Origin of the sequence: Petralouisia muris (assembly GCF_004793545.1) — a bacterium.
Taxonomy (GTDB): domain Bacteria; phylum Bacillota; class Clostridia; order Lachnospirales; family Lachnospiraceae; genus Petralouisia; species Petralouisia muris.
The window spans coordinates 15,535-38,249 of the sequence record NZ_SRYA01000029.1 but is presented as its reverse complement, the minus strand read 5'-3'; the positions used below and the strand labels follow the sequence as shown (position 1 = coordinate 38,249).

21 protein-coding genes are annotated in these 22,715 nt (G+C 45.3%); 6 read left to right on the top strand and 15 right to left on the bottom strand.

Annotated features, from left to right (window positions below; genetic code table 11):
* From E5329_RS14880 to E5329_RS14860, 5 genes are all read right to left on the bottom strand, one after another.
* Window positions 1-540, bottom strand: coding sequence for a TRAP transporter small permease (locus E5329_RS14880; RefSeq protein WP_135990296.1), 540 nt, complete (start codon window positions 538-540; stop codon window positions 1-3).
* Between the two features lie 69 nt (window positions 541-609).
* Window positions 610-1,371 (bottom strand): type I 3-dehydroquinate dehydratase, encoded by a 762-nt coding sequence (gene aroD / locus E5329_RS14875; protein WP_135990295.1) that lies wholly within the window; start codon window positions 1,369-1,371, stop codon window positions 610-612.
* Window positions 1,372-1,427: 56 nt separating this feature from the next.
* Entirely contained in the window at window positions 1,428-2,612 is a 1,185-nt protein-coding gene (locus tag E5329_RS14870) for an MFS transporter (protein ID WP_135990294.1), read from the bottom strand.
* A gap of 148 nt (window positions 2,613-2,760) precedes the next feature.
* Window positions 2,761-3,636, bottom strand: a complete 876-nt coding sequence (locus E5329_RS14865; protein ID WP_135990293.1) for a shikimate dehydrogenase — start codon at window positions 3,634-3,636, stop codon at window positions 2,761-2,763.
* Window positions 3,637-3,751: 115 nt separating this feature from the next.
* Complete coding sequence (locus E5329_RS14860; protein ID WP_135990319.1) at window positions 3,752-4,639, bottom strand: LysR family transcriptional regulator; 888 nt, start codon at window positions 4,637-4,639, stop codon at window positions 3,752-3,754.
* Between the two features lie 266 nt (window positions 4,640-4,905).
* Between E5329_RS14860 and E5329_RS14855 the strand changes: the two genes are divergently transcribed.
* Window positions 4,906-6,912: an oxidoreductase gene (locus E5329_RS14855; protein WP_135990292.1), complete on the top strand. Its 2,007-nt coding sequence runs from the start codon at window positions 4,906-4,908 to the stop codon at window positions 6,910-6,912.
* Between the two features lie 231 nt (window positions 6,913-7,143).
* On the opposite strand, the gene E5329_RS14850 is transcribed toward E5329_RS14855, so the two are convergent.
* Window positions 7,144-7,941, bottom strand: coding sequence for a shikimate kinase (locus tag E5329_RS14850; protein ID WP_135990291.1), 798 nt, complete (start codon window positions 7,939-7,941; stop codon window positions 7,144-7,146).
* Window positions 7,942-8,216: 275 nt separating this feature from the next.
* Here E5329_RS14850 and E5329_RS14845 point away from each other — a divergent pair, with 275 nt between their 5' ends.
* Window positions 8,217-9,248, top strand: a complete 1,032-nt coding sequence (locus E5329_RS14845) for a 3-deoxy-7-phosphoheptulonate synthase (protein ID WP_135990290.1) — start codon at window positions 8,217-8,219, stop codon at window positions 9,246-9,248.
* Between the two features lie 102 nt (window positions 9,249-9,350).
* Here E5329_RS14845 and xerD read toward each other — a convergent pair whose 3' ends face one another.
* From xerD to E5329_RS14820, 5 genes are all read right to left on the bottom strand, one after another.
* The gene (xerD, locus tag E5329_RS14840; protein ID WP_135990289.1) at window positions 9,351-10,232 is read right to left on the bottom strand and encodes a site-specific tyrosine recombinase XerD; all 882 of its coding nucleotides are present in this window, start codon (window positions 10,230-10,232) and stop codon (window positions 9,351-9,353) included.
* Window positions 10,233-10,248: 16 nt separating this feature from the next.
* A complete protein-coding gene (locus E5329_RS14835; protein WP_135990288.1) occupies window positions 10,249-10,881 on the bottom strand; it encodes a stage II sporulation protein M in 633 nt (210 codons plus the stop codon).
* A gap of 95 nt (window positions 10,882-10,976) precedes the next feature.
* Complete coding sequence (locus E5329_RS14830; RefSeq protein WP_135990287.1) at window positions 10,977-11,522, bottom strand: NUDIX hydrolase; 546 nt, start codon at window positions 11,520-11,522, stop codon at window positions 10,977-10,979.
* A gap of 138 nt (window positions 11,523-11,660) precedes the next feature.
* Complete coding sequence (gene rny / locus E5329_RS14825) at window positions 11,661-13,208, bottom strand: ribonuclease Y (RefSeq protein WP_135990286.1); 1,548 nt, start codon at window positions 13,206-13,208, stop codon at window positions 11,661-11,663.
* A 139-nt stretch (window positions 13,209-13,347) separates the two neighbouring features.
* Entirely contained in the window at window positions 13,348-13,953 is a 606-nt protein-coding gene (locus E5329_RS14820) for a regulatory protein RecX (protein ID WP_135990285.1), read from the bottom strand.
* A gap of 77 nt (window positions 13,954-14,030) precedes the next feature.
* Between E5329_RS14820 and E5329_RS29815 the strand changes: the two genes are divergently transcribed.
* Window positions 14,031-14,207 carry a hypothetical protein gene (locus E5329_RS29815; protein ID WP_168356642.1) on the top strand — a complete coding sequence of 59 codons (177 nt, stop codon included), beginning with the start codon at window positions 14,031-14,033 and terminating at the stop codon, window positions 14,205-14,207.
* Window positions 14,208-14,243: 36 nt separating this feature from the next.
* Here E5329_RS29815 and recA read toward each other — a convergent pair whose 3' ends face one another.
* Together recA and trxA are read right to left on the bottom strand one after the other, a co-directional pair.
* Window positions 14,244-15,431 (bottom strand): recombinase RecA, encoded by a 1,188-nt coding sequence (gene recA, locus E5329_RS14815; RefSeq protein ID WP_135990284.1) that lies wholly within the window; start codon window positions 15,429-15,431, stop codon window positions 14,244-14,246.
* A gap of 171 nt (window positions 15,432-15,602) precedes the next feature.
* A complete protein-coding gene (gene trxA, locus E5329_RS14810) occupies window positions 15,603-15,911 on the bottom strand; it encodes a thioredoxin (protein ID WP_135990283.1) in 309 nt (102 codons plus the stop codon).
* A 197-nt stretch (window positions 15,912-16,108) separates the two neighbouring features.
* On the opposite strand from trxA, the gene E5329_RS14805 reads away from it, so the two are divergent.
* The 3 genes from E5329_RS14805 (at window position 16,109) to E5329_RS14795 (ending at window position 19,061) form a co-directional block, all read left to right on the top strand.
* Entirely contained in the window at window positions 16,109-17,188 is a 1,080-nt protein-coding gene (locus E5329_RS14805; protein WP_135990282.1) for a sensor histidine kinase, read from the top strand.
* Window positions 17,181-17,885 (top strand): response regulator, encoded by a 705-nt coding sequence (locus tag E5329_RS14800; RefSeq protein ID WP_135990281.1) that lies wholly within the window; start codon window positions 17,181-17,183, stop codon window positions 17,883-17,885. Before E5329_RS14805 ends, E5329_RS14800 begins: the two co-directional genes overlap by 8 nt.
* A gap of 108 nt (window positions 17,886-17,993) precedes the next feature.
* Window positions 17,994-19,061, top strand: coding sequence for a delta-lactam-biosynthetic de-N-acetylase (locus tag E5329_RS14795; protein ID WP_275443304.1), 1,068 nt, complete (start codon window positions 17,994-17,996; stop codon window positions 19,059-19,061).
* 209 nt (window positions 19,062-19,270) lie between these two features.
* Here E5329_RS14795 and E5329_RS14790 read toward each other — a convergent pair whose 3' ends face one another.
* Together E5329_RS14790 and pepF are read right to left on the bottom strand one after the other, a co-directional pair.
* The gene (locus E5329_RS14790; RefSeq protein ID WP_275443303.1) at window positions 19,271-20,872 is read right to left on the bottom strand and encodes a peptide chain release factor 3; all 1,602 of its coding nucleotides are present in this window, start codon (window positions 20,870-20,872) and stop codon (window positions 19,271-19,273) included.
* Entirely contained in the window at window positions 20,860-22,668 is a 1,809-nt protein-coding gene (pepF, locus tag E5329_RS14785; protein ID WP_135990280.1) for an oligoendopeptidase F, read from the bottom strand. Before pepF ends, E5329_RS14790 begins: the two co-directional genes overlap by 13 nt.
* Window positions 22,669-22,715 lie beyond the last annotated feature (47 nt).

The following is a 22,715-nucleotide window of genomic DNA, read 5'->3' as shown; positions in this document are numbered from 1 at the left end:
TCAATCCACCTCCCTTTTCCCGGTTTTCTCTTCTGCAGCCCTTTTTCCCGGTTCCTCCTGCCCCGTCCGGATCACCTGCAGTTCAATATACCACCGCTGCATAATTCGCAGCGCCACCAGAAGAAAGCTGACCAGCGGAGCCGCCTGAACATAATACATGGGAATCCGGCAGGCCGGGCTGACCTGTCCGCTCTCCACTGCGGACATCAGGTATTTGACGGCAAAAGGCATCAGATAGAAAAAGAAAATCAATTCAAAGGTATGGTTTACCAGCTTAAAAACTGCTTTTCCCCGTCTGGGAAACATGGCAACAAACTGTTCGATTTTGATAGAAATGCATTTCTTTGTGCAGTAGCTGACGCTTAAAAAGCCCGCCCACACAAAAATATATCTTGTAAGCTCTTCCGACCAGGAAAGAGATGCACCCAGCACGTACCTGGAAAACACCTGTATCCCCATAATGACCGTCATCAGGATCAGGCTGATAACCATCAGGAATTCTTCCAGACTGTCATTGAGCCAAGAGAGTACTTGCTTCATAGGCTTCCTCCTTACAATAAAGGACCTGGCGAATTCATATCGTCAGGCCCTTTTTCATTACCTATTTTATTACAGACTCTTATGCAGCAGGGAAAGTACCTGTGCCAGATCTTCTACTCCCATCTGCCCTGGCGCGGAAGCTTTCTTTGCCGCCCCAAAGGTCAATGCTGAGCCAAACACTTCGCCGCAAAGCCGGCTGATGACTCCTGTGCCCGCCATAGACATGGTAATAATCGGACGGTCTGCATGCTTTCTGTTCATCTCTTCTGTAGCTGCCAGCAAAGTCAGGACATCCGCCTTACTCTGAGGCATCACGGCAATCTTAGGAATATCCGCACCAAACTCCTGCATTTTGCAGAGTCTTCCTACAATATCATCTTTCTCCGGGGTTTTGTCAAAATCATGGTTGGAGGCAACCACCTTTACCCCATGCTGATGCACTGCTTCAATAATTTCCTTTACCACTTCATCCCCTGTAAATGCTTCCACATCCACCAGATCCACATAACCGCTCTCTGCCGCTGCAATATTCAGCTTTGCATAAGCTTCTGGCTCAATGGCTTTTTCGCCGCCTTCCTTGGAGGTGCGGAAGGTAAAGAGAATGGGAATGTCGTTCAATGCCTCACGCAGCTCTGCCAGTGTCTCTTTCACCTTTTCGATCTCAAATACATGTTCAAACCAGTCCACGCGCCATTCCACAACATCCACCGGAATTGCATCAAAGGTCTTTGCTTCTTTGATGATATCTTCCTTGGTCACTCCTACAATCGGCACACAGATTTTTGGAATTCCTTCCCCTATTTTTATATTTCTTACCACTACCGGATTCATTTTTCTACCTCCTGCTTCTTTCTATTTTACAATAACAGTTCAGATATCATCCCTGATTACGATTTCTGGGAATTCTCCACTAACGTTCCATATCTTACATTTACAAATACTGCAAGAATAACTCCTACAATTGTAATAATTAAGTTCATAATAATTACGTTGGTGGCTGTCATCTTAGAGGCCGCACTCAGGATCGTATAGTTGCACAAACTGGACGCAATCATAACCAGACTTGTGATAGTTCCCTTAATTTTGGGAAACAGGTCGTTGACTGTTGCAGTAGCCATCTGGAGAACGCCCCCTGCTGCCGCATATCCAATCACAAAGGCTCCCACGTAACAAATCATCGGCGTTTTCATCAGATATACAAGCACCAGCATAACTGCTGAAATTGCCGGATAAATCACAAGGAACCTGACCTGCTTGAATTTTGTAATCAGAATACTCGTCACAACAAGCGCAACCATCGTTCCAGCTGAATAATAGGTCTGCATCATGGATACTGTTTCTGACGGGATGCCTGCGATCTCTTTTCCAAAGGTCTGGGCACAATTGAGCCAAAGCTGGAAGGTTGCCGTACTTGTAAATCCGATCAATATCAAAGCAACGCTTTCCAGTGAGAAATGTGCATTTTTCAGGTTGTCAATGAATGATTCTGATTTGCCGCTGGCAGATTCCTGGGGCAGAGGCGCGAAAATCGCCAGCACTCCAAGAACCGCTATTACAATGCCGGCCACCAAAGGCAGCGTCAGATATGACATCTTCGTCCCTGCAAAAACGCCCAGGAAGAAAGGCATCATCAATTGGGCAATGGAAATAAAGAATTTAATCCCCATGGTCGCAATTCCTGTGTAAGCGTAAATAATTTCCGCTACTGCAGGATAAGTCGCCGTATCCAGGAAAGAGTTTGCAATGCCGCCAAGGACTGCCGCCACGTAAGCGATCTGCATATTAGGTGAAAAAGCAATTCCTACGAAAAAGATTACATAAGAAGCCACGCCAATCAAAACAGATATCCTGCGTCCCAGCTTATCCGATAAAGGCCCGGCAAAGGGCAGTGAAATTAATCTTCCCAATCCAAGGGCTGCTGCAATTGCCGTTACCTGCATTACATCATCAATCCCCCATTGCGTAATCAGCGTCTCCTTTACCACCTGCTGGCTTAAAATGGAGCAGCCGATCCCATGGATAAAATAATTCAAATACAGAATCAGTGCACTAAACAAATATTTCTTCTTCATTTTCTCCTCCACTGGTGCAAAAGCGCAGCCAGTGCGCCATGCACCGTCCACTATTATTCATATTATTCAATTGTCAATCTGCAAATATATTTCTGCGGAAAACAAGCCAGACAGCCCCACTCAACGGCCTGCTGACCCTTTCCCTTCTTTAGTCATATTTAATGTCAAGAACTTCTTTCATATGCTCAATGGGCATTTCTTTGCCGGTCCACATCTCAAAAGCTGCCGCACCCTGGAACAGCATCATTCCCATACCGTTCATGGTCTTGCAGCCCACTTCTTTTGCCATCTTAAGCATAGCTGTCTCACGTGGAGAATAAACAACGTCTGTTACAATCAAATCCGGGCGGAAGAAAGATTTGTCAGGAATATAAGTCTGTCCCTCCAAAGGTTTCATTCCCATGCCTGTTGCATTCGCAAAGAGATAAGAATCTGCAATCTCTTCTTTTAATTTAGCCAGATCTGCCAGGTCGTACAACGCCACCTTGCAGTTGGTTCTTTCGCTGATTTTATTGACCGTTTCCTGTGCATTGTCCCAGAACTTGTCTTTGATATTAAAGATGGACATTTCTGCTACGCCGTCAAGAGCTGCCTGCACCTCAATAGCCGTAGCTGCGCCGCCGGAACCTACAATGGTCATTTTCTTTCCGATCACGTCAATATTGTTGTCTTTCAGAGATTTCATATAGCCGATACCGTCTGTAATGTGGCCGGTCAGTACGCCGTTTTCATTTACAATGGTATTAACTGCGCCGCACAGTTCTGCTGCCGGTGACAATTTATCCAGATATTTATGTACTACGGTCTTGTTGGGCATTGATACATTCGAGCCTACCATCTTAAGTGCGCGGAGCCCCTTAACGGCATCCTCCAATGTGTCATTGTCTACCTCAAAAGCAAGATACGCATAGTCCAGACCAAGATACGCAAATGCCTCATTGTGCATTGCCGGTGAACTTGAATGTCTGATTGGATAAGCCATTAACCCAATAAGTTCTGTATGTCCTGTAATTCTCTCTGCCATGTTATTTCCTTCTTTCATTCTTATTTTGTCGTTATCCTTATGTCTTTCCTTGCTGTCTCTTGCCCGTTTGTTAAATCCCTAACAACCTCTTGGCAACCATTATATACCACCTTTTTCATTTTTTCAACTGTAGATTTTGCACATATTTCAAAAATTTTTTTAAAACCGGCGGCTGATACTGGCCTTTTATCTGCGCCATATAGATGTAGCGTTCTATGACAGGGTCCGTAATATTCAAAGTTTTCACATCCAGATATTTTAGCACCGGAACCTCCGGCATCACTGCGATTCCAAAATTTCCTGCTACAAGTCCCGCCATCGCGCCGTCCTCTTCAATCTCATAGGCAATCCTTGGCGCAATTCCCGCCATATCAAACATTTTCACAACGGTAGGACGCAGCCCGCTGGATCTGGTAAAAAATATCTGGGGATAGGGTTCTGTCTCCTTCAGTGAAATCTCATTTTTCGCAGAAAGAGGATGGTTTTTTGATACGACCACCACCAACTTTTCCTCTGCCACCGGCTCAAAGGCCAGCTGCTTCTCTTCTTCTTTTCTGGAGCAGAAGGCCACATCATATTTTTCCTCCTTCAGACCCCGGATAATCTCCACGGTATTTCCCACAGTAAACCGAAACTGCACATCCAACTGGGGATGCTCTTTCATAAACTGCCGGACCAGCTTTGGAACAAACTCCAGCCCCAGGGTATAGATATATGCAAGATCTATGACGCCGGAATTTCTTCCTGTCAGCGCTTTGGTCTTTTTCACCCCGATTTCCAGAGTCTGCAAAGATTCCCTGGCATGCTCCAAAAATACTTTTCCATACTTTGTCAATACAACATTGCGCCCCTTTTTTTCAAAAAGCTCTGTCTCCAGCTCCTCTTCCAGCTTCGCAATGGCATGACTTAAGCTGGGCTGGGTAATGGACAGAATTTCAGCTGCCCTGGAATAATGCTCGGTCTCTGCCAATGTTACAAAATAATAAAGCTGACTTAAATTCATTTTCTGCACATATCCTTTCCCAAAATAACATCTGTTTGTTTTATCATAACAAAATCCATGCACATTTTCTATAGATTTTAACAAAAATATCAATTTGTTTTCTGATTCTTTATCTATTATACTGATTGCAACGAATATATCGGGGCTGCCCGTACCCTGATATATGCTATATCAACAACCTCTCAAACCCATATTTTTGTCATCCCTGCACAATTACTGCAGCAGGGAAACAATCTGACACTAAAAAAACCTGGGGGTAAATATCCATGAAAAATGAGTACAAACATATTTTTGAACCCTTTACCGTAAAGCGCATGACCATGAAAAACAGAATTGTCATGACGCCTATGGGAACAAATTACGGCGAGCAGAACGGCGAAATGAGTTTTCTGCACATCAACTATTATGAGCAGCGCGCCAAAGGCGGCACAGGGCTGATTATTGTGGAAAATGCCAGCGTATTTTCTCCGCAGGGCTCCAATGGGACGACTCAGCTCCGCATTGACCATGACAGCTACATTCCCAGATTATACAAACTGTGCGAGACCGTACATAAACACGGCGCATGCATCGCCATCCAGATCAACCACGCCGGCGCTTCCGCCCAGGCCCAGCGTACCGGAATACAGCCGGTATCCGCTTCCGACATTCCTTCCAAAGAAGGCGGTGAAATTCCCCGTCCTCTGACAAAAGAAGAAATACTCGAAATCGTGGAAAAATATGGAAAAGCAGCAAAACGCGCTCAGACAGCAGGATTTGACGCAGTAGAAATTCATGCGGGTCATTCTTACCTGCTCAGCCAATTCCTTTCACCGCTGACAAACAAGCGGACAGACGAATTCGGCGGCTCACCACAAAACCGCGCCCGCTTTGCCAAATTGGTGATCGAAGAAGTCCGCAGGCAGGTAGGGCCATTCTTCCCAATTTTCGTCCGCTTAAGCGCCGATGAATTTATGGAAGGCGGAAACACTTTAGAAGATACTCTGGAATATTTACAATATTTTGAAAAAGAGGTGGATGTATTCGACGTATCTGCCGGCTTGAACGGCTCCATTCAATACCAGATTGACGCCAATTACTTAGCCGACGGCTGGCGTTCCTACATGGCAAAAGCAGTCAGGGAACGTTACAACAAGCCCTGCATGACTATGGGAAATATCCGGGACCCCAGAATTGCAGACGATATTCTGGCAAGGGGAGACGCAGACTTAATCGGCATCGGCCGGGGACTGATTGCTGATCCGGAATGGGTTAACAAAGTAGAATTCGGCGACGTACAGGATATTCGCAAATGCATTTCCTGCAACATCGGCTGCGCTGGACACCGGATCGGCATCAACCGCCCCATCCGCTGCACCATCAATCCTGGCGTAAACACCGGGGAAGATTACAGGAAAAAACATGTGAAACGTCAGTGCAACGTAGTTGTCATCGGTGCAGGAACCGCCGGTTTAGAAGCCGCATGCACCGCTGCGGAAGTGGGCTGCACCACCTTTGTAATCGAGAAAAAGCCTTATCTGGGCGGCTTGGCTGCTGAAATCTCCAAAATTCCGGACAAAAACCGATTGGCAGATTTTCCCAATTATTTGATTCACCGGGCAGAAAAAATGAAGAACCTGTTTATCTTCAAAAATACGGAAGCAACCATTGAGCAGATTGAGAGCCTGCATCCCGACATTATCGTCAACGCCACCGGCTCTAGTCCTCTTCTGCCGCCCATTAAAGGACTTCATGATGTGATTGATAAAGAAAACGGAAAAGTATCTTCTATTTTAAATATGATAAATCATGTAGTCTCCTGCGATTATCCAGAAGACATGTCCGGCAAAAAAGTCGTTGTCATCGGCGGCGGCGCTGTAGGCCTGGATGTTGTGGAATATTTCGCTCCCCGGGGCGCTGATGTGAGCATCGTGGAAATGATGCCCATCATCGGAAACGGAATCGATCCGGTATCCAAAACAGGCACCTTCAATCTGATGGAAAAGCACGGGGTAAAACAGCTTACCGACACTGCCCTTCTGGAAGTGAAGGAAAATTCTTTCCTTGTGAAAAATCCTGACGGAAGCGAAGAGGAGCTTTCCTTTGACTATGGCTTTGTATGCCTTGGAATGAGGGCAAACAACCCCATTTTGAAACAACTGCAGGATAATTTTGACACTGGAAAAACAGAAATTATGAATGTGGGAGACAGCGTCCGGGCAAGAAGAATTATTGAAGGCACGGAAGAAGCCCGCAACATTTTGAATGTTCTTGATAAACGTAATTTTATATAGCGCAGGATGCCCGGACAATCCATTTGTCCGAGGAATATATTCTGAATCAATCTGTTTGCACATAAGCTGACTATACACGAAAGGGGGCTGTCGAAAAATGACTGATTTCATTTTCCGACAGCCCCTGTTTTATGAATCCAAGGCAGTCACACAGCGGCATTTTCCGCCTACAGAAATCGCTGTACCAACTTCGAGGAGGCAGATCCTGGGAATCATATTTCTCAGAGAGGTTTAAGCCCTGCCGCTCTTTTCCTCCAGTTCCATCAGCCGCTGTACCAGTTCTTCGCAAACTTCCAGTTCATTTTTGCCGTCTGTTTGTATAATAACGTCCGCAGCAGCTTCATATTTTTCTCTTCTCTTCTCCATCAGTTCTGTAATGAAAGATACATTTTTATTATTCTCCAGCAAGGGCCTGTCATGGCTGTCCTTTACCCGGTGATAAATTGTTTCCGGACTTGCGGTTAAAAGAACAACTCTTCCGTTTTTCTTCATCTCAACAACATTATTATCCCGCATGGGCGTTCCGCCGCCGCATGAAATTACCACATTGTTCTTCGCCTGCATTTCGATCAGAAGGCTTGTTTCCAGATTACGGAAATACTCTTCCCCGTATACCGCGAAAATATCAGAAATGCTCATTCCTTCCCGTTGAGAAATAATCTGATCCATCTCCACAGTTTCCATGGCAAACATCGTGCTTAAATAATCTGATATGGTTGACTTTCCGCTTCCCATAAACCCAATCAGGACAATATTATAATGAAACAGATGTCTGGCCTGAATCTTCTTACTGTTATAGGTTATGCGGTTAAATATATCCAAAATCTCTTTGGCGTGATTCATTCCTTCCAGCTCTTTTTCTAATTTCTGTTTCTGCCGTTTTTCCTGTTCTGGCTGAATAATCTGCATATTATGGGATTCTTTATATTTCATAATATCTTCTACGATGGCATTTCTTTTCAAAAGACATTCCAGAATCTGTTCATCACATACTGACAGCCTGACACGCAATTCATCTAAATGATTCATGATTTCCTCCATTCGCACTTCTCTGCTTTGGCTTCGTTTTCCCTGAAAGCAACAGACTAATTATAGCAATTCCCCCTCTGCATTGCAATAAAAAATGTAAAAGTACGAGAATCTTCCGGGAGCAGACATTGACATATTTTGTATTATCTATTAAGATATTTCATGGGATTTTTTAGTAAGAAAAATCTAAATTGTCCGCTGCACTGATAAAATCCCATATCATTTTATCGTCAAAAAATATCCATTTATTTTATAGTTATAAGGAGAATCTGATTATGAGCTTCACATTTTTAAAACAGCTTCCCACCCCGGAAGAAATCAAACAGGAGTACGCCTTATCTCCATCCGCAAAACAGACAAAGGCCCAACGGGACAAACTGGTCAAAGACATCATTACCGGCGAATCGGATAAATTTCTTGTCATTATAGGCCCCTGCTCCGCTGACAACGAAGACGCTGTCTGCGATTACATCAGCCGCCTTTGCAAAGTTCAGGAAAAAGTATCCGATCGTCTGGTGATTGTTCCCCGGATATATACCAACAAGCCCCGTACCACCGGGGAAGGCTACAAAGGCATCGCCCACCAGCCAGATCCGGAAAAACGTCCGGATATGCTTGCAGGCTTAATTGCCATGCGCAAAATGCATATCCGAGCCCTGGAAGAAAGCGGACTCTCTTCGGCAGACGAGATGCTCTACCCGGAAAACTGGCCTTACGTGGAAGATTTGCTCTCTTACGTTGCCATTGGAGCGCGTTCCGTAGAAGACCAGCACCACCGGCTGACAGTCAGCGGTTTTGATGTGCCTGCTGGAATGAAAAATCCTACCAGCGGAGACTTTTCCGTTATGCTGAACTCCGTATACGCCGGCCAGCATCCCCATCATTTTGTATTCCGTGGCTATGAAGTAAGCACCACCGGAAATCCTCTGGCCCATGTGGTCTTAAGAGGCGCAGTAAATAAACGTGGCATCTGCATTCCCAATTACCATTACGAGGATCTGGAGCGCCTGATTCAAATGTACGATAAAATGGATCTGATCAATCCTGCCGCCATTATTGACGCCAACCATTCCAACTCCAACAAGCAATATGAGCAGCAGATTCGGATTGTGAAAGAAATCATGCATAACCGCAAAATCTCGCCGGAACTCAGAAGGCTGGTAAAAGGCGTTATGATTGAAAGCTATCTGGAACCTGGATGCCAGAAGGTGGGAGAACATGTCTATGGAAAATCCATCACGGACCCTTGTCTTGGATGGCAGGAATCGGAAGAACTGATCTATCAGATTGCAGAAATGAATGAATGATATATTACAGCCAAAACAGCTGCAAAACCTTTCCATTCCGATAAAAGTTTTGCAGCTGTTCTTTCTCTAATTCTTGATAAAAAGCTTACAGCCATTCTTTCTTTAACTCCTGGGATGCGCTTTTGCATAAACCTCCCGCACCCTGCTGCTGTTCATTTGCGTATACATCTGAGTGGTCGAAATATCCGAATGCCCCAACATCTCTTTCACAGAATGAAGATCTGCGCCGTTTCTTACCAGATGAACCGCAAAGGAATGCCGCAAGGTATGGGGCGTCAATTCTCTGGTAATTCCGGCTTTCCTGCCGTATGCCTTCACCAGCTTCCAAAATCCCTGACGGCTCATGGCCTGGCCGGAACAATTGGTAAACAGGCTGGGATTGTCTTGATCGGTCATTGCAGGACGCCCTTTCTCCAGATATAGTTCCAAAGCCTGCTTTGCTACTGTCCCAAAGGGAATAATCCTCTCCTTCACGCCCACTCTGCAGACAATATATTCCATCTGCAGATTCACATCGGAAACCTTCAAGGAAATCAGTTCCGTCACACGGATTCCCGTAGCGTACAACAACTCCAGCATTGCGCTGTCCCTCAGTTCCTTCGGCGTTCCGCCTTTCGCTTCCTCCAACAAACGAACCGTCTCCTCCTCCGTCAGAATCATCGGCGCCTTCTTCTCCACCTTCGGCGCTTTCAATTCCTCTGCAGCATCCGCTTCCACCAGCCCTTCCTGATACAGATAATGAAAAAACGCTTTCAGAGCTGCAATACTTCTGGAAATGGTTGAGGGCTTCCTGCCCTGCTTTTCCTGGAATAAAATATAAGAATTCAGCATAATAGCTGTGACCTGACTGACCTCTTCGATTCCTTGTTCCATGAAATACTGATTCATCTTTTTCAAATCCCGTTCATACGAAACCACTGTATTATAAGAAGTCCTGCGGACTTCCTCCATATATTGAACGAATCTTTGGATCTCACATATCATAACTTTACTACCTCATTCAGAAAATTTTTAATATATTTTTTAAAATCATGGGATTCACATAACTTTCCAAAAAGATTCCAGTGGCAAATACCAGAAATAAAACGGCAACGGACACTCCTCCCATTCCGTATGCCAGTTTACGATCCATGATTTCCTTTCCTCCGCCAGCAGAACGCTGCCGAAGAAAAGCGGCCACATAACAATAAACCACATAAACAGAAAGATAAAAGATATACTGGGGAAACAAACCGCCCAAAACCAGCACAATGCCTTTCATCCCATATTTTGCAATTCCCGTGGACAGCATAAATCCCACAGAAAATCCCTGCCAGCCCAATACAAGAATTCCCCCGAAAATTCCAAAAGATGTAAAAACCAACACAAATAATAACAGCAGCAGGGGCAGCCGCTCTCCTACAATATAGAAAAAGAGATTCTCCCCATTCACCTGTGCGTACTGAAATTTCTCAATAAAATAATCATTCAGCACACCTGCGTTAGAAACCGCTTCTCTGCCCATAAGATTTGCCGCAAAAATGCCTGCTGTGAATGACAGCAGAAGAAATATCTTCATGATCTTGATCCAAATGGGCTGGCTTTTTGCAATATTATTCCTCTGTTTCCAGGATAAACGCAATATTTTTTTCATAGACTTCTCATTCTTTTTTCTTAAATCATATGCAAGTCCCTGAAAAAAAATTATCTAATCTTATGTATTCCCGCACATCTGCCAGCCGCCTCCCCTTACAGACCGTATTTATTTTTATATGCCATAACAGCCGCCACTGTCTTAGCATCCTGGATCACGCCCTGGTAAATCAATGCGCACAATTCTTCCAATGTATGAGGCTCCAAATCAATAAATTCACCTTCGTCCAAATGCTGATGTGCCGGAATCAATTCCCTTGCTGCATAAACGTCTACCAGCTCATTGCAGAAAGCAACGGTAGTACGCAGCGAAATCAAAAATTCCAGATTTTCGCACCGATATCCTGTTTCTTCTTCCAATTCCCGGGCCGCACACTCCATAGTAGGCTCTGTTTTGGAATCTCTTGCCCCGGCAGGAATCTCTAAGGTGAACCGCTCTAAAGCATTGCGATACTGCCGGACCATCAAAATCCTCCCATCCGGCAGTACGGGCACCACTGCCGCAGCTCCTTTCCTATGCTCCACATAATCCCATTTTTCTATTTTGCCATCCGGCAATTCCATATAATCCGAATAGATATCCAAAATAGCTCCTTCATGCTCCAATTCTCTTTTAATTCTTTTTAACAATGGCTGTTTCATATTGATATCCTCCCAAGCCGTTCTCATTGGTCCCCTGCAATTCAAAGACCGTCAACATAACGTTGACGGTCTGATGATTCTGGCATACTGAACAAACTGCGATTCAAAGATTGTCCACTTTCCAAAATTGTGCAGCCCTTACTTTGCGTAATCTGTCACACGAGACTCACGAATTACATTCACTTTAATCTGTCCCGGATATTCCAGCTCATTTTCAATCTGTTTGGAAATATCGCGTGCCAACAATACCATATCAGCATCACTAATCTGATCAGGAACTACCATAATCCGAATCTCTCTACCTGCCTGAATAGCAAAAGACTTATCAACACCTTTAAAACCATTAGCAATATCTTCTAACTGTTTCAATCTGTTTGAATATGTTTCCAATGTTTCTCTTCTTGCTCCCGGTCTTGCTGCTGAAATTGCATCAGCGGCCTGTACCAGACACGCAATCAAAGATTCTGCTTCCACATCTCCGTGATGTGCTTCCACTGCATTAACTATGGTTGGACTCTCTTTGTATTTTCTGCACAAGTCCACGCCAATCTGAATATGTGAGCCTTCCATTTCATGGTCAACAGATTTCCCAATATCATGGAGCAGACCGGCCCGCTTTGCCACTCTTACATCCACGCCAAGCTCCGCTGCCAGTAAGCCGGAAAGCTGTGCTACTTCAATCGAATGTTTCAGAGCATTCTGCCCATAACTTGTACGGAACTTCATCTTACCAAGCAAACGCACAAGCTCCGGGTGAATTCCATGTACTCCGACTTCTAACGTAGCTGCCTCGCCTTCTTCCCGAATCATGGTTTCCACTTCTTTTTGGGCTTTCTCAACCATCTCTTCAATTCTTGCCGGATGGATTCGTCCATCCACAATCAGTTTCTCCAAAGCAATACGGGCAACCTCCCGCCGAACCGGATCAAATCCGGAAAGAATAACTGCTTCCGGCGTATCGTCGATAATCAAATCCACCCCTGTCATTGTCTCCAGCGTTCGGATATTTCTTCCTTCCCGACCGATAATCCGTCCTTTCATTTCGTCATTGGGAAGCTGTACTACAGATATTGTAGTCTCTGCCACATGATCAGCGGCACACTTCTGAATGGCAGTTACAACATACTCTCTTGCCTTCTTCCCAGCTTCTTCTTTTGCTTTGATTTCCATTTCCTTGATTAATTTTGCAGTATCAAGCTTCACATCATCTTCAACCATTTTTAAAAGATAATCTTTTGCCTGTTCAGAGGTTAATCCAGAGATTCTCTCCAGTTCCTGTACGCGTTCTTCGTGTAGTCTTGAAACTTCTGCTTTCCGTCTGTTAATTTCTTCTTCTTTCGCTGCAAATCCGGATTCCTTTTTTTCAATTGCTTCCAGCTTCCTGTCCAGATTTTCTTCCTTCTGGATAATCCGCCGCTCATTGCGCTGAATCTCATTTCTGCGTTCCTTGATTTCTTTATCAAGATCATTCTTAGTCCGTATAGACTCTTCCTTAATCTCCAGCAAAGATTCACGCTTCTTGGTCTCCGCAGTCTTGACAGCTTCATCTATAATTTCTCTTGCCTTCTCTTCTGCACTTCCAATCTTGGATTCTACCACACGCTTGCGGTATTCAAGGGTCGAAAAGTAAGTAACAGGCACTGCAAGAATTAACGTGACTACTACAGCGATTAAAATTTGCGACACAGGTGCACCTCCTTATTAAATTTTCATTGTACATATAGCAAACTTTCATCTCTAATATGTCATATACAATAAATTACAGTGTTGGTCTGCAATCTATGGACATGAATTACAACATATTGATTTTATACTTTTTTCCTCATTATGTCAAGTGGTCTAATACATGCAAAATATCATCTGAATGAAAACCTTTCCGCATTAAAAACTGATACATCTTCTGTTTTTCCTTCAAATCTGCCGTTTCACTGGAATAATGTTTCTTTTCCACCCACTTCAAAATCAATTCCTGTTCATTTACCTGCTGATATTCTTCCTCCAGCGCCTGCTCTGCCAGCTCCTTTCCGATTCCTTTTCCCATCAGTTCTGACTGCAGCTTCCTGCGGCTCTTCTTCTCCTTCTGATTCCGGACATAATTTCTTGCATAACGGCCGTCATCCAGATAATGATACCCCTTCACATAGGCAACTGCGTCTTCGATGACGTCTTCCGGATAAAAGCCCTGGCGAAGCTTTTCTCTAAGCTGCGCCTCTGTCCGATCCATCTTCTCCAACAAATGCATCGTTCTTCTTCTGGCCCTCTTTATTAAAACCTCACTGCGGATTTCCTCATACTGCTCTTCGGTGAGTTCCTGCTGTTCTTCCAGAGAATATCTTCTCACTTCGCCCCGATACAGAACAAAGCTTCTTCCGTCCTCCAAAATCACCCGTGTACGCTTCTTATCCAGGCCAATCATCTGCACAATCTGCATCCTGTTTCTCTCCTGTTACTCTGTTCTTCCTGTAAAAGCCCGGACAGTTCCTTCTTAACTTACTCCGGCGGTTAAATATGGATGAAATTACGCAAGTAAAGACTCTGATATTTATACTCACGGCCGATGAAGTCTGCCGCGAGTATTGCGCCAGCCGCAGCCGCGAAGCGGCATATTTCCTTATGCGGCTGTATGCATCCTGTTATACGGAGCGGCAGATTTCTCTGACGCTCCGTATAACCGCCGGAGAATAACTTCTCCATCCCGGCTCCTTCTGCCCTTTTCCCGGCTTACTGCTCTGGATTCGGCTTCTCCTCCGGCTTTCCTGCTTTCTCCTCCGGTTTCTCGGCCCTGCCTGCTTTCTCTTCCGGCTTCTCGGCTTTCTCTGTCTTTCCTGCCTTCTGTTCCTTTGCCGACGGCTTCTCGGCTTTGCCTGTAGATTTCTCAGAATCTTCCTCTTTGTCTTCCGTTCCCAGAGACAAAGCCTGATCCCGAACCTTCTTCTCAACTTCCAGGCAGATCTCCTCATGCTCTCTCAAATACTGCTTGGCATTCTCCCTGCCCTGGCCAATCTTTGCCCCATTATACGCAAACCAAGCGCCGGACTTCTGAATGATGGAAAAATTCACGGCAAGATCCAGAATATCTCCTTCCCTGGAAATTCCCTGGCCGAACATGATATCAAATTCCGCTTCTTTGAACGGCGGCGCCACCTTGTTCTTCACCACCTTAATTCTGGTGCGGTTCCCAATAAACTCCCCTGCCTGCTTCAGGGATTCTATCTTCCTTACATCCAGCCGGACAGAAGAATAAAACTTCAGGGCGCGCCCTCCTGTCGTGGTCTCCGGACTGCCGAACATCACTCCCACCTTCTCTCTGAGCTGGTTGATAAATATCACGATGCAATTGGACTTACTGATCACAGCCGTCAATTTCCGCAGGGCCTGGGACATGAGTCTGGCCTGCAGACCCACATGGGAATCTCCCATATCGCCGTCAATCTCCGCCTTGGGCACCAGCGCCGCAACCGAGTCTACAATTACAATATCTACCGCTCCGGAACGCACCATTGTCTCTGTAATCTCCAGAGCCTGTTCTCCATTGTCCGGCTGAGAAATATAGAGATTATCAATATCCACTCCAATCTTCCCTGCATATACCGGATCTAAGGCATGTTCTGCGTCAATAAACCCAGCGATTCCTCCATTCTTCTGTACCTGCGCCACCATATGCAGCGCTACGGTTGTCTTACCGCTGGATTCCGGCCCATACACCTCAACAATCCTTCCCTTGGGTACGCCGCCTACTCCCAGCGCCAGATCCAGGCTGAGACATCCGGTAGGAACCGCCTCCACGTTCATATTCGCCACAGATTCGCCCAGCTTCATAATAGAACCCTTCCCATAATCCTTCTCAATCTTCGCGATTGCGGCGTCCAATGCCTTTAATTTATCTTCTCTCTTATCTTCCTTTGCCATATTGATTCTCCTTCTGCGAACTTATGTTCGTTTTATACTAATATATTTTTTGGGAATTGTCAACCGTTTTCTGATAATTTTTGCGACAGCCGTATATTTCATGTTGCTGAAAGAAAAAAGAACAGTTACACATGTAACTGTTCTTTATTATAAAATTTATTTTCCGATTCGTCAAGGCAAAAGCTTTTTGATTTCTTCAAGTGAATGAAATCCCACTGCCTTTTTGAAAACCTCCCCGTCCTTAAATACAATCAGCGTAGGAATGCTCATAACGCCGTATTTTTGAGACAGTTCCCCCTGCTCATCCACATTCAGCTTGCCCACCTTGATTTCCGGAAAGGCCTCTGCTGCCTCTTCGATTACCGGCCCCTGCATCTGACAAGGCCCGCACCATACTGCCCAGAAATCCACCAGCACCGGAACCTTGCTGTTTAATACCTCCTGTTCAAAATTATCTGTTGTAATCTCCAACACTGCCATAGTAATTTCCTCCTGTTCAATTTATAAATTTCTTAACAGTTCCTAAGCTAAATTCTACCATATTTTTCATGATTACTGTTATACTTTTTGCTAAAAAAGTGTTAAATTTTTCTTTCCTTCTTGAATCCTCACTTTCTTCATGGTACATTAGTAACAAAACCATAGTTACAATCAGAATCATTAATCGAGGTGTACAGATGAAAACAAATTTTAAAAGACAACTGTTCCACGATTTACCTGTCACAATTGGGCTGCTTGTCGTAACCACCGGCCTGACATTTTTTCTGTTTTATTTCATTTCGCAAAGTCCGGCCAATATTGCCCTGTTTTACGTGATTGGCATCATAACAGTTGCACGGTATACTACCGGCTACTTTTACGGCATTCTGGCTTCTTTCCTCAGTATTATTTTAATCAATTGTTTCTTTACTTATCCATATTTCAGATTGGATTTTTCCATTCACAGCTATCCTTTTACTTTTATATGCATGCTGACGCTTTCTTCCATTACCAGCGCTACCACATCCAATCTGAAGCAGCAGACAGAAATTCTTGCATTCCATGAAAAACAATTGATGGAGGCTGAAAAAGAAAAAATGCGCGCCAACCTGCTCCGTGCAGTCTCCCACGACCTGCGCACTCCTTTAACCAGCATCCTTGGTTCTGTCTCTTCCATGGAAGCTGAAGAATTCTGCCCCAATGCACAGGAATGCCAGAAGCTGCTCCACAACATCCATGACGATGCGGAATGGCTGCTTAATATGGTGGAAAACCTTCTGTCTGTCACCAGAATCCAGACAGAGACATCCAGCCTGAAAACCAGCCCGGAATTCGTGGAAGAGGTGGTATCTGAATCCATCAACCGGCTGCAAAAGCGGTTTCCCGACGCCAGCATTCAGGTATCCGCTCCTTCGGAAGTCCTGATGGTCCCAATGGACGCCATGTTGATTGAACAGGTTTTAATGAATCTTCTGGAAAATGCTGTCACCCATTCCAAAAGCGCCCGGCCGGTCCGCCTTGTTGTGGAAAACGAGCCGGATTTTGTTCGTTTCCGCGTAATCGATTATGGAATCGGACTCCAGGAAGGCCGCCTGGAAGATATTTTTAACGGTACCTGGTCTGACGGTTCTCCTTCCGACACCCGCAAGGGCATGGGCATCGGACTGTCTATCTGCAAAACTATCATCAGCGCTCACCACGGCAGCATCACTGCCCAAAATCATCTGGAAGGAGCAGAATTTATATTTACATTACCAAAGGAGGAAGCATATGCATAAATTTACTGTACTTGTTGTAGAAGATGAAAAAAGTATTTGTGATTTTATTTCCAAAATTCTGACCTCCCATGACTACCAGGTCAGCTGCGCTTCTACCGGAGAAGAAGCTCTTTCTCTGGCTTCTTCTCTCTGCCCTGACATCATCCTGCTGGATTTGGGACTGCCTGATATGGACGGCATAGAAGTAATCCAAAACATCAGGTCTTGGTCAGGAAACCCGATTATTGTGATTTCGGCCCGCACCCTGGAAGATGATAAGGTTCAGGCCCTGGATTCCGGGGCGGACGATTACCTGACAAAACCCTTTGGAACCTCTGAGCTTATGGCCAGAATCCGCACTTCTCTGCGCCATAGCAACAAGATAAACAGCAACGGACTCCCTCTGCTTCCCTTCCGGGCAAAAGGCCTTGAAATTGACTTTTTCAAACGCAGTATCACTGTAGAGGGGCAGGCCGTCCATTTAACTCCCATTGAATATAAAATTGTTGCATTTCTGGCTCAGAATTCAGGAAAAGTAATGACCTATTCCGCTGTTATGAACAATGTCTGGGGACCTTACGCCGAATCCGACAACAAAATTCTGCGAGTAAATATGGCAAATATCCGGCGCAAGCTGGAAAAGAACCCGGCACAGCCTGTTTATATTTTTACCGAAGTTGGAGTGGGCTACCGGATGGTTGACGAAGATCTTCTGTAAAATTTAAGAAATATGCAATTGTTTTTTTTCCTTTTATTGGATACAATGGTATTGGCGGCTTTTACAATAAGGCCAGAAATTTATAACAATGAAGGGTGAAACAGAATTATGGACGAAAGGGAAAGAAGACGAAGAAGACGAAGAAGACGGAAGCGGCAGGTCTACAGAGCCCGCATCCTTGTGGGGCTCGTTGCTTTTGCTATTGTGCTGACTGCCGGCATTGGAATTTCCACAGCCGTAAAGAAGTCTGCAGAGCGCAAAGCCCAGAAGGAAGAAGAATTAAAGCAGCAGGAACTGGCGGAGGAGGCAAAGAAGAAGGCGGAACAGGAAGCCAAAGAAGCCGAAGAAGCTGCTGCCAAAGCCGCTGAGGAAGAAGAAGAAAAAACATTCACACTGGCAGATCTGGATAATCCGGATGGATTTGACACACGGCCCACCGAACACGGCATTGCACTCCAAAACCAGCAAATTGACTTAAATGGCTTAGACACCACTGGATTGGACTGGGGACAGGGCGGAGATAAGGATCAGTGGAACCGGCCTGCCGGCTGTCTGCAGTATCAGGAAAAGTACGGAAAGTACAACGCTTATTTCATTAAGGATGAGCCGGAGAAAAAGGTGATTTACCTGACCATTGACGAGGGCTACGAATACGGCTGCTCGCCGCGGATTTTAGACACTTTGAAAGAAAAAAATGTACATGCTGTTTTCTTTGTGACCAAGCCTTTTGCGGAACAGAATCCAGATTTGGTACAGCGTATGATTGACGAAGGACATGAGGTGGGCAACCACAGCGTAACCCATCCCGCCGCAGGGCTGTCCTCCCAGACCATCGAGGAACAGACCAACGAAGTAACCGGTCTTCATAACTACATCAAGGAACAGTTCGGCTATGAGATGCATCTCTTCCGCTATCCCGCCGGAAAGTTCAGCGAACAGTCTGTGGCTCTTTTGAACAACCTGAATTACAAGAGCGTATTCTGGAGCTTTGCATATCTGGACTATGATGTGGAAAATCAGCCGGATCCGGCAGAGAGCCTGCAGAAAACTATCGACTGCCTGCACCCGGGGGCTATTTATCTGCTCCACGCAGAATCAGAAACCAACACGCAGATATTAGGCGACTTTATCGACCAGGCCAGAGCCCAGGGGTATGAATTTAAGCTGTTCCAGTAACCTTTGACGGCAGCGCAGCAATGGCGTAAAAAGCAAGCGCTTGGCATTTGAGAAATTAAAAATCGCTGCATTACAGCGAAACCGGGAAACGAAACATCTGCCGAAAGGCATTTTCCCCCAATCTGAAACAATACAGGATACGGCATATTCTGAAAACAGAATGTTCCATATCCTGTATTTTTCTAAAGGAATTGGGAGCAAATAATTTGCTAATTGCGTCCAAACTCTGACAGTGCCAGTCCCTCATTCCGATCCAGAGTCATCCCTACGCTCCAGGCGTTTACAAACAGCAATAACGGATTTCCTTTCAAATCCTGAATCTTTTTCATATCGGAAGTCCCTGTTAATTTCTCCATATCGATCTCTTTATTTTCAATCCACCGAATATGCTCATAAGGAAGCTTTTCCAGACGGATCTCCACATTGTACTCATTTTTCAGACGGTATTTCAGCACGTCAAACTGCAGCTCTCCCACTACTCCCACAATAATTTCTTCCATTCCGGTATGATATTCCTGAAAAATCTGAATGGCTCCTTCCTGGGCAATCTGGGTAATTCCCTTGACAAACTGCTTCCGCTTCATGGTGTCCATCTGGCGCACTCTGGCAAAATGCTCCGGCGCAAAAGTAGGAATTCCCTCAAAGGCAAATTTCGTGCCAGAATTAGTGATGGTATCTCCAATAGAAAAAATTCCCGGGTCAAACACACCGATAATATCCCCGGCATAAGCCTCCTCTATGATTTTCCTCTCCTGCGCCATCATCTGCTGAGGCTGGGAAAGACGTATTTTCTTCCCTCCCTGAATGTGGGTTACCTCCATGCCTCCTTCAAATTTGCCGGAACAGATACGCATAAATGCAATCCGGTCCCGGTGGGCTTTATTCATATTTGCCTGAATCTTAAACACAAAGGCAGAAAAATCCTCAGAACAGGGATCGATTTCTCCAAGATCCGACTTTCTGGGCAAAGGCGCTGAGGTCATCTGCAAAAAATGCTGCAAAAAGGTTTCCACGCCGAAATTCGTCAGAGCAGACCCGAAAAACACCGGGGACAATTCCCCCTTTGACACCAGCTCCATATCAAATTCCGCGCTTGCGCCGTCTAACAGCTCAATCTCTTCCAGCAACGCAGCTTTATAATCCTCTCCAATTTCTTCTGCCAGGGCTGGATCATCCACATTAATATCCTTCTCTACGCCTTCTTTGGTCCCCTTTAACGTATCGGCAAAGGTCATAATTTTTTTCCGGTTACGGTCGTATACGCCCTTGAAATTCTTCCCTGATCCAATGGGCCAGTTGACGGGACAGGTGGCTATTCCCAGTTCCTTCTCGATTTCATCCAGCAAATCAAAGGTATCGTTGGCGTCCCGATCCATTTTATTGATAAAAGTGAAAATAGGAATATGGCGCATCACACAGACCTTGAATAATTTTCTGGTCTGAGCTTCCACGCCCTTGGAGCCGTCAATTACCATCACCGCAGAATCCGCCGCCATCAGCGTGCGGTAGGTGTCCTCAGAAAAATCCTGATGCCCCGGCGTGTCCAAGATATTGATACAATAACCCTGGTAATTAAACTGCAGGACAGAGGAAGTGACAGAAATTCCTCTCTCCTTTTCTATTTCCATCCAATCTGAAACGGCATGGCGGGCAGTAGCCTTCCCCTTAACGGAACCAGCCAGGTTAATGGCGCCGCCATACAAAAGAAACTTTTCCGTCAAGGTGGTTTTCCCTGCATCCGGATGGGAAATAATGGCAAAGGTTCTGCGCTTTTCTATCTCTTTCCTTCTGTTTTTTTCTATATCTGACAAGACAATTCCTCCATTTCTGCAATTAATGCTCCAAAGGTTTTCAAAGCCTCACGAATCGGCTCTTTTGCAGTCATGTCCACGCCTGCATCTTTTAAAAGTTCAATGGGTGATTTACTGCATCCGCCTTTTAAAAAATTAAGGTAGCGGGCGACTGCCGGTTCCCCTTCTTCCAAAATTTTCTTGCTCAGCGCCATGGAAGCCGCAAAGCTGGTGGCATACTGATATACATAGAAATTGTAATAAAAATGGGGAATTCTGGCCCATTCTATGGCAATTTCCTGATCCACAGTCACATCCGGCCCATAGTACTGCACGTTCAGATCATAATACAGCTTCTTCAAAGCTTCCGCCGTCAGGGATTTCCCCTCCTCTGCCATTTGATGGGTCAGAAGCTCAAATTCCGCAAACATGGTCTGACGGTATAGGGTGGTGCGGAACTGCTGCAGAAAATGATTGATCAGATAGGCTTTTTTCTTCTTATCTTCCGTGCGTTTCAGCAAATAATCCATTAACAGGGCTTCATTGCAGGTAGAGGCTACCTCCGCTACAAATATTTTGTATTCGCTGTCAAATACATTGTTATGCTTTGCTGAATAATAAGAATGAAGCGCATGTCCCATTTCATGGGCTAGGGTGAATTCCGAATCCAGATTATACTGATAATTCATCAACACATATGGATGGGCCGAGTAACAGCCGGCGGAATAGGCGCCGCTGCGCTTCCCTTCATTCTCATATTTATCAATCCAGCGGTTCTCAAAGCCTTCCTTCAGTACACGGACATAATCCTCCCCCAGAACCTGCAGGGCCTCCGCAATTTCTTCCTGGGCCTTTGCGTAGGTAATTTTTCCTGTCTCTTCCGCCACAATGGGCACGTACACATCATACATATGAAGTTCTTTTAGCCCCATCAGCTTCTTGCGCAGAGCCATATATTCATGCATATAATGCATATTTTCATGGACCGCCTCAATCAGGTTATAATAAACCTCTTTCGGCACATTGTTGGCGTCTACGGCCGCTTCCATGGAAGAATCATATTTTCTTGCCTTTGCATAAAAGAAATTGGCCTTTGCCTTTCCTTCATAGAGAGCCGCAAAGGTATTCTTATACTGCTCATACCGGCCATAATACGCCTGAAAGGTTTCCCGGCGGACATTCACATCCCTGCTTTCCAACATCGGCACAAACCGGCCGCTGCTGACTTTCACCATTTCTCCTTTTTCATCTGTGACAAAAGGATTTTCAAAATCAGCATCAGTAAGAAGGCTGTAAGTTTTTTCCGCTGCCGAACCCATCTCCCTGGAAGAAGCCAAAAGCTCCTCCAATTCCGGCGACAGCGTATGCTCCTTCAGCCTGCGCAGATCTGAAATTGTCACTTTGTACTTGCAAAGCTCCTCCGTTTCTTTGTAAAACTGCTGAATCTTCTCTTCCTCCATTGCTACAATCCAGGCGTCCACAGGGGCAGTTACTGTGGAAAATTTATGGTAAATTCCCATCATTTTTCCGCTTAGCGCCTGATATTTATCATTGCCTGTATCCACATCTGCACTCCGCTCTGAATAACAGAGCGCCCGATCCAGCATCGTTACCATTTTCTCCAGCTTCTGAAAATATTCCAAAAGGCGCCAGCCGCTTTCTGTCAGATATTCTTTGGTAAAGCCCTTGAGCTCTTCTGTCATCTGCTCCAGCCTGTGGGCATCCTCTAAGAATAATTCCACTGACCCGTATAAATCCTCTATCGCCCAGGTATCCGCCGCGGCTGCCTGGCTTCTTTTTAATAATTCTGCTGCCATTCCTGCACAACCTCCATTTTTTTACATTCCGGCACATTATAGCACAA

Coding starts and splice junctions, on each gene's coding strand:
- xerD (WP_135990289.1), bottom strand. CDS start 10,232: ATGATATGTGAGATCCAAAGATTCGTTCAATATATGGAGGAAGTCCGC.
- E5329_RS14845 (WP_135990290.1), top strand. CDS start 8,217: ATGAGCTTCACATTTTTAAAACAGCTTCCCACCCCGGAAGAAATCAAA.
- E5329_RS14850 (WP_135990291.1), bottom strand. CDS start 7,941: ATGAATCATTTAGATGAATTGCGTGTCAGGCTGTCAGTATGTGATGAA.
- E5329_RS14820 (WP_135990285.1), bottom strand. CDS start 13,953: ATGCAGATTGTGCAGATGATTGGCCTGGATAAGAAGCGTACACGGGTG.
- E5329_RS14830 (WP_135990287.1), bottom strand. CDS start 11,522: ATGAAACAGCCATTGTTAAAAAGAATTAAAAGAGAATTGGAGCATGAA.
- E5329_RS14855 (WP_135990292.1), top strand. CDS start 4,906: ATGAAAAATGAGTACAAACATATTTTTGAACCCTTTACCGTAAAGCGC.
- E5329_RS14865 (WP_135990293.1), bottom strand. CDS start 3,636: ATGGCAGAGAGAATTACAGGACATACAGAACTTATTGGGTTAATGGCT.
- E5329_RS14795 (WP_275443304.1), top strand. CDS start 17,994: ATGGACGAAAGGGAAAGAAGACGAAGAAGACGAAGAAGACGGAAGCGG.
- aroD (WP_135990295.1), bottom strand. CDS start 1,371: ATGAATCCGGTAGTGGTAAGAAATATAAAAATAGGGGAAGGAATTCCA.
- E5329_RS14835 (WP_135990288.1), bottom strand. CDS start 10,881: ATGAAAAAAATATTGCGTTTATCCTGGAAACAGAGGAATAATATTGCA.
- E5329_RS14860 (WP_135990319.1), bottom strand. CDS start 4,639: ATGAATTTAAGTCAGCTTTATTATTTTGTAACATTGGCAGAGACCGAG.
- E5329_RS14870 (WP_135990294.1), bottom strand. CDS start 2,612: ATGAAGAAGAAATATTTGTTTAGTGCACTGATTCTGTATTTGAATTAT.
- E5329_RS14880 (WP_135990296.1), bottom strand. CDS start 540: ATGAAGCAAGTACTCTCTTGGCTCAATGACAGTCTGGAAGAATTCCTG.
- trxA (WP_135990283.1), bottom strand. CDS start 15,911: ATGGCAGTGTTGGAGATTACAACAGATAATTTTGAACAGGAGGTATTA.
- recA (WP_135990284.1), bottom strand. CDS start 15,431: ATGGCAAAGGAAGATAAGAGAGAAGATAAATTAAAGGCATTGGACGCC.
- E5329_RS14800 (WP_135990281.1), top strand. CDS start 17,181: ATGCATAAATTTACTGTACTTGTTGTAGAAGATGAAAAAAGTATTTGT.
- pepF (WP_135990280.1), bottom strand. CDS start 22,668: ATGGCAGCAGAATTATTAAAAAGAAGCCAGGCAGCCGCGGCGGATACC.
- E5329_RS29815 (WP_168356642.1), top strand. CDS start 14,031: ATGGATGAAATTACGCAAGTAAAGACTCTGATATTTATACTCACGGCC.
- E5329_RS14805 (WP_135990282.1), top strand. CDS start 16,109: ATGAAAACAAATTTTAAAAGACAACTGTTCCACGATTTACCTGTCACA.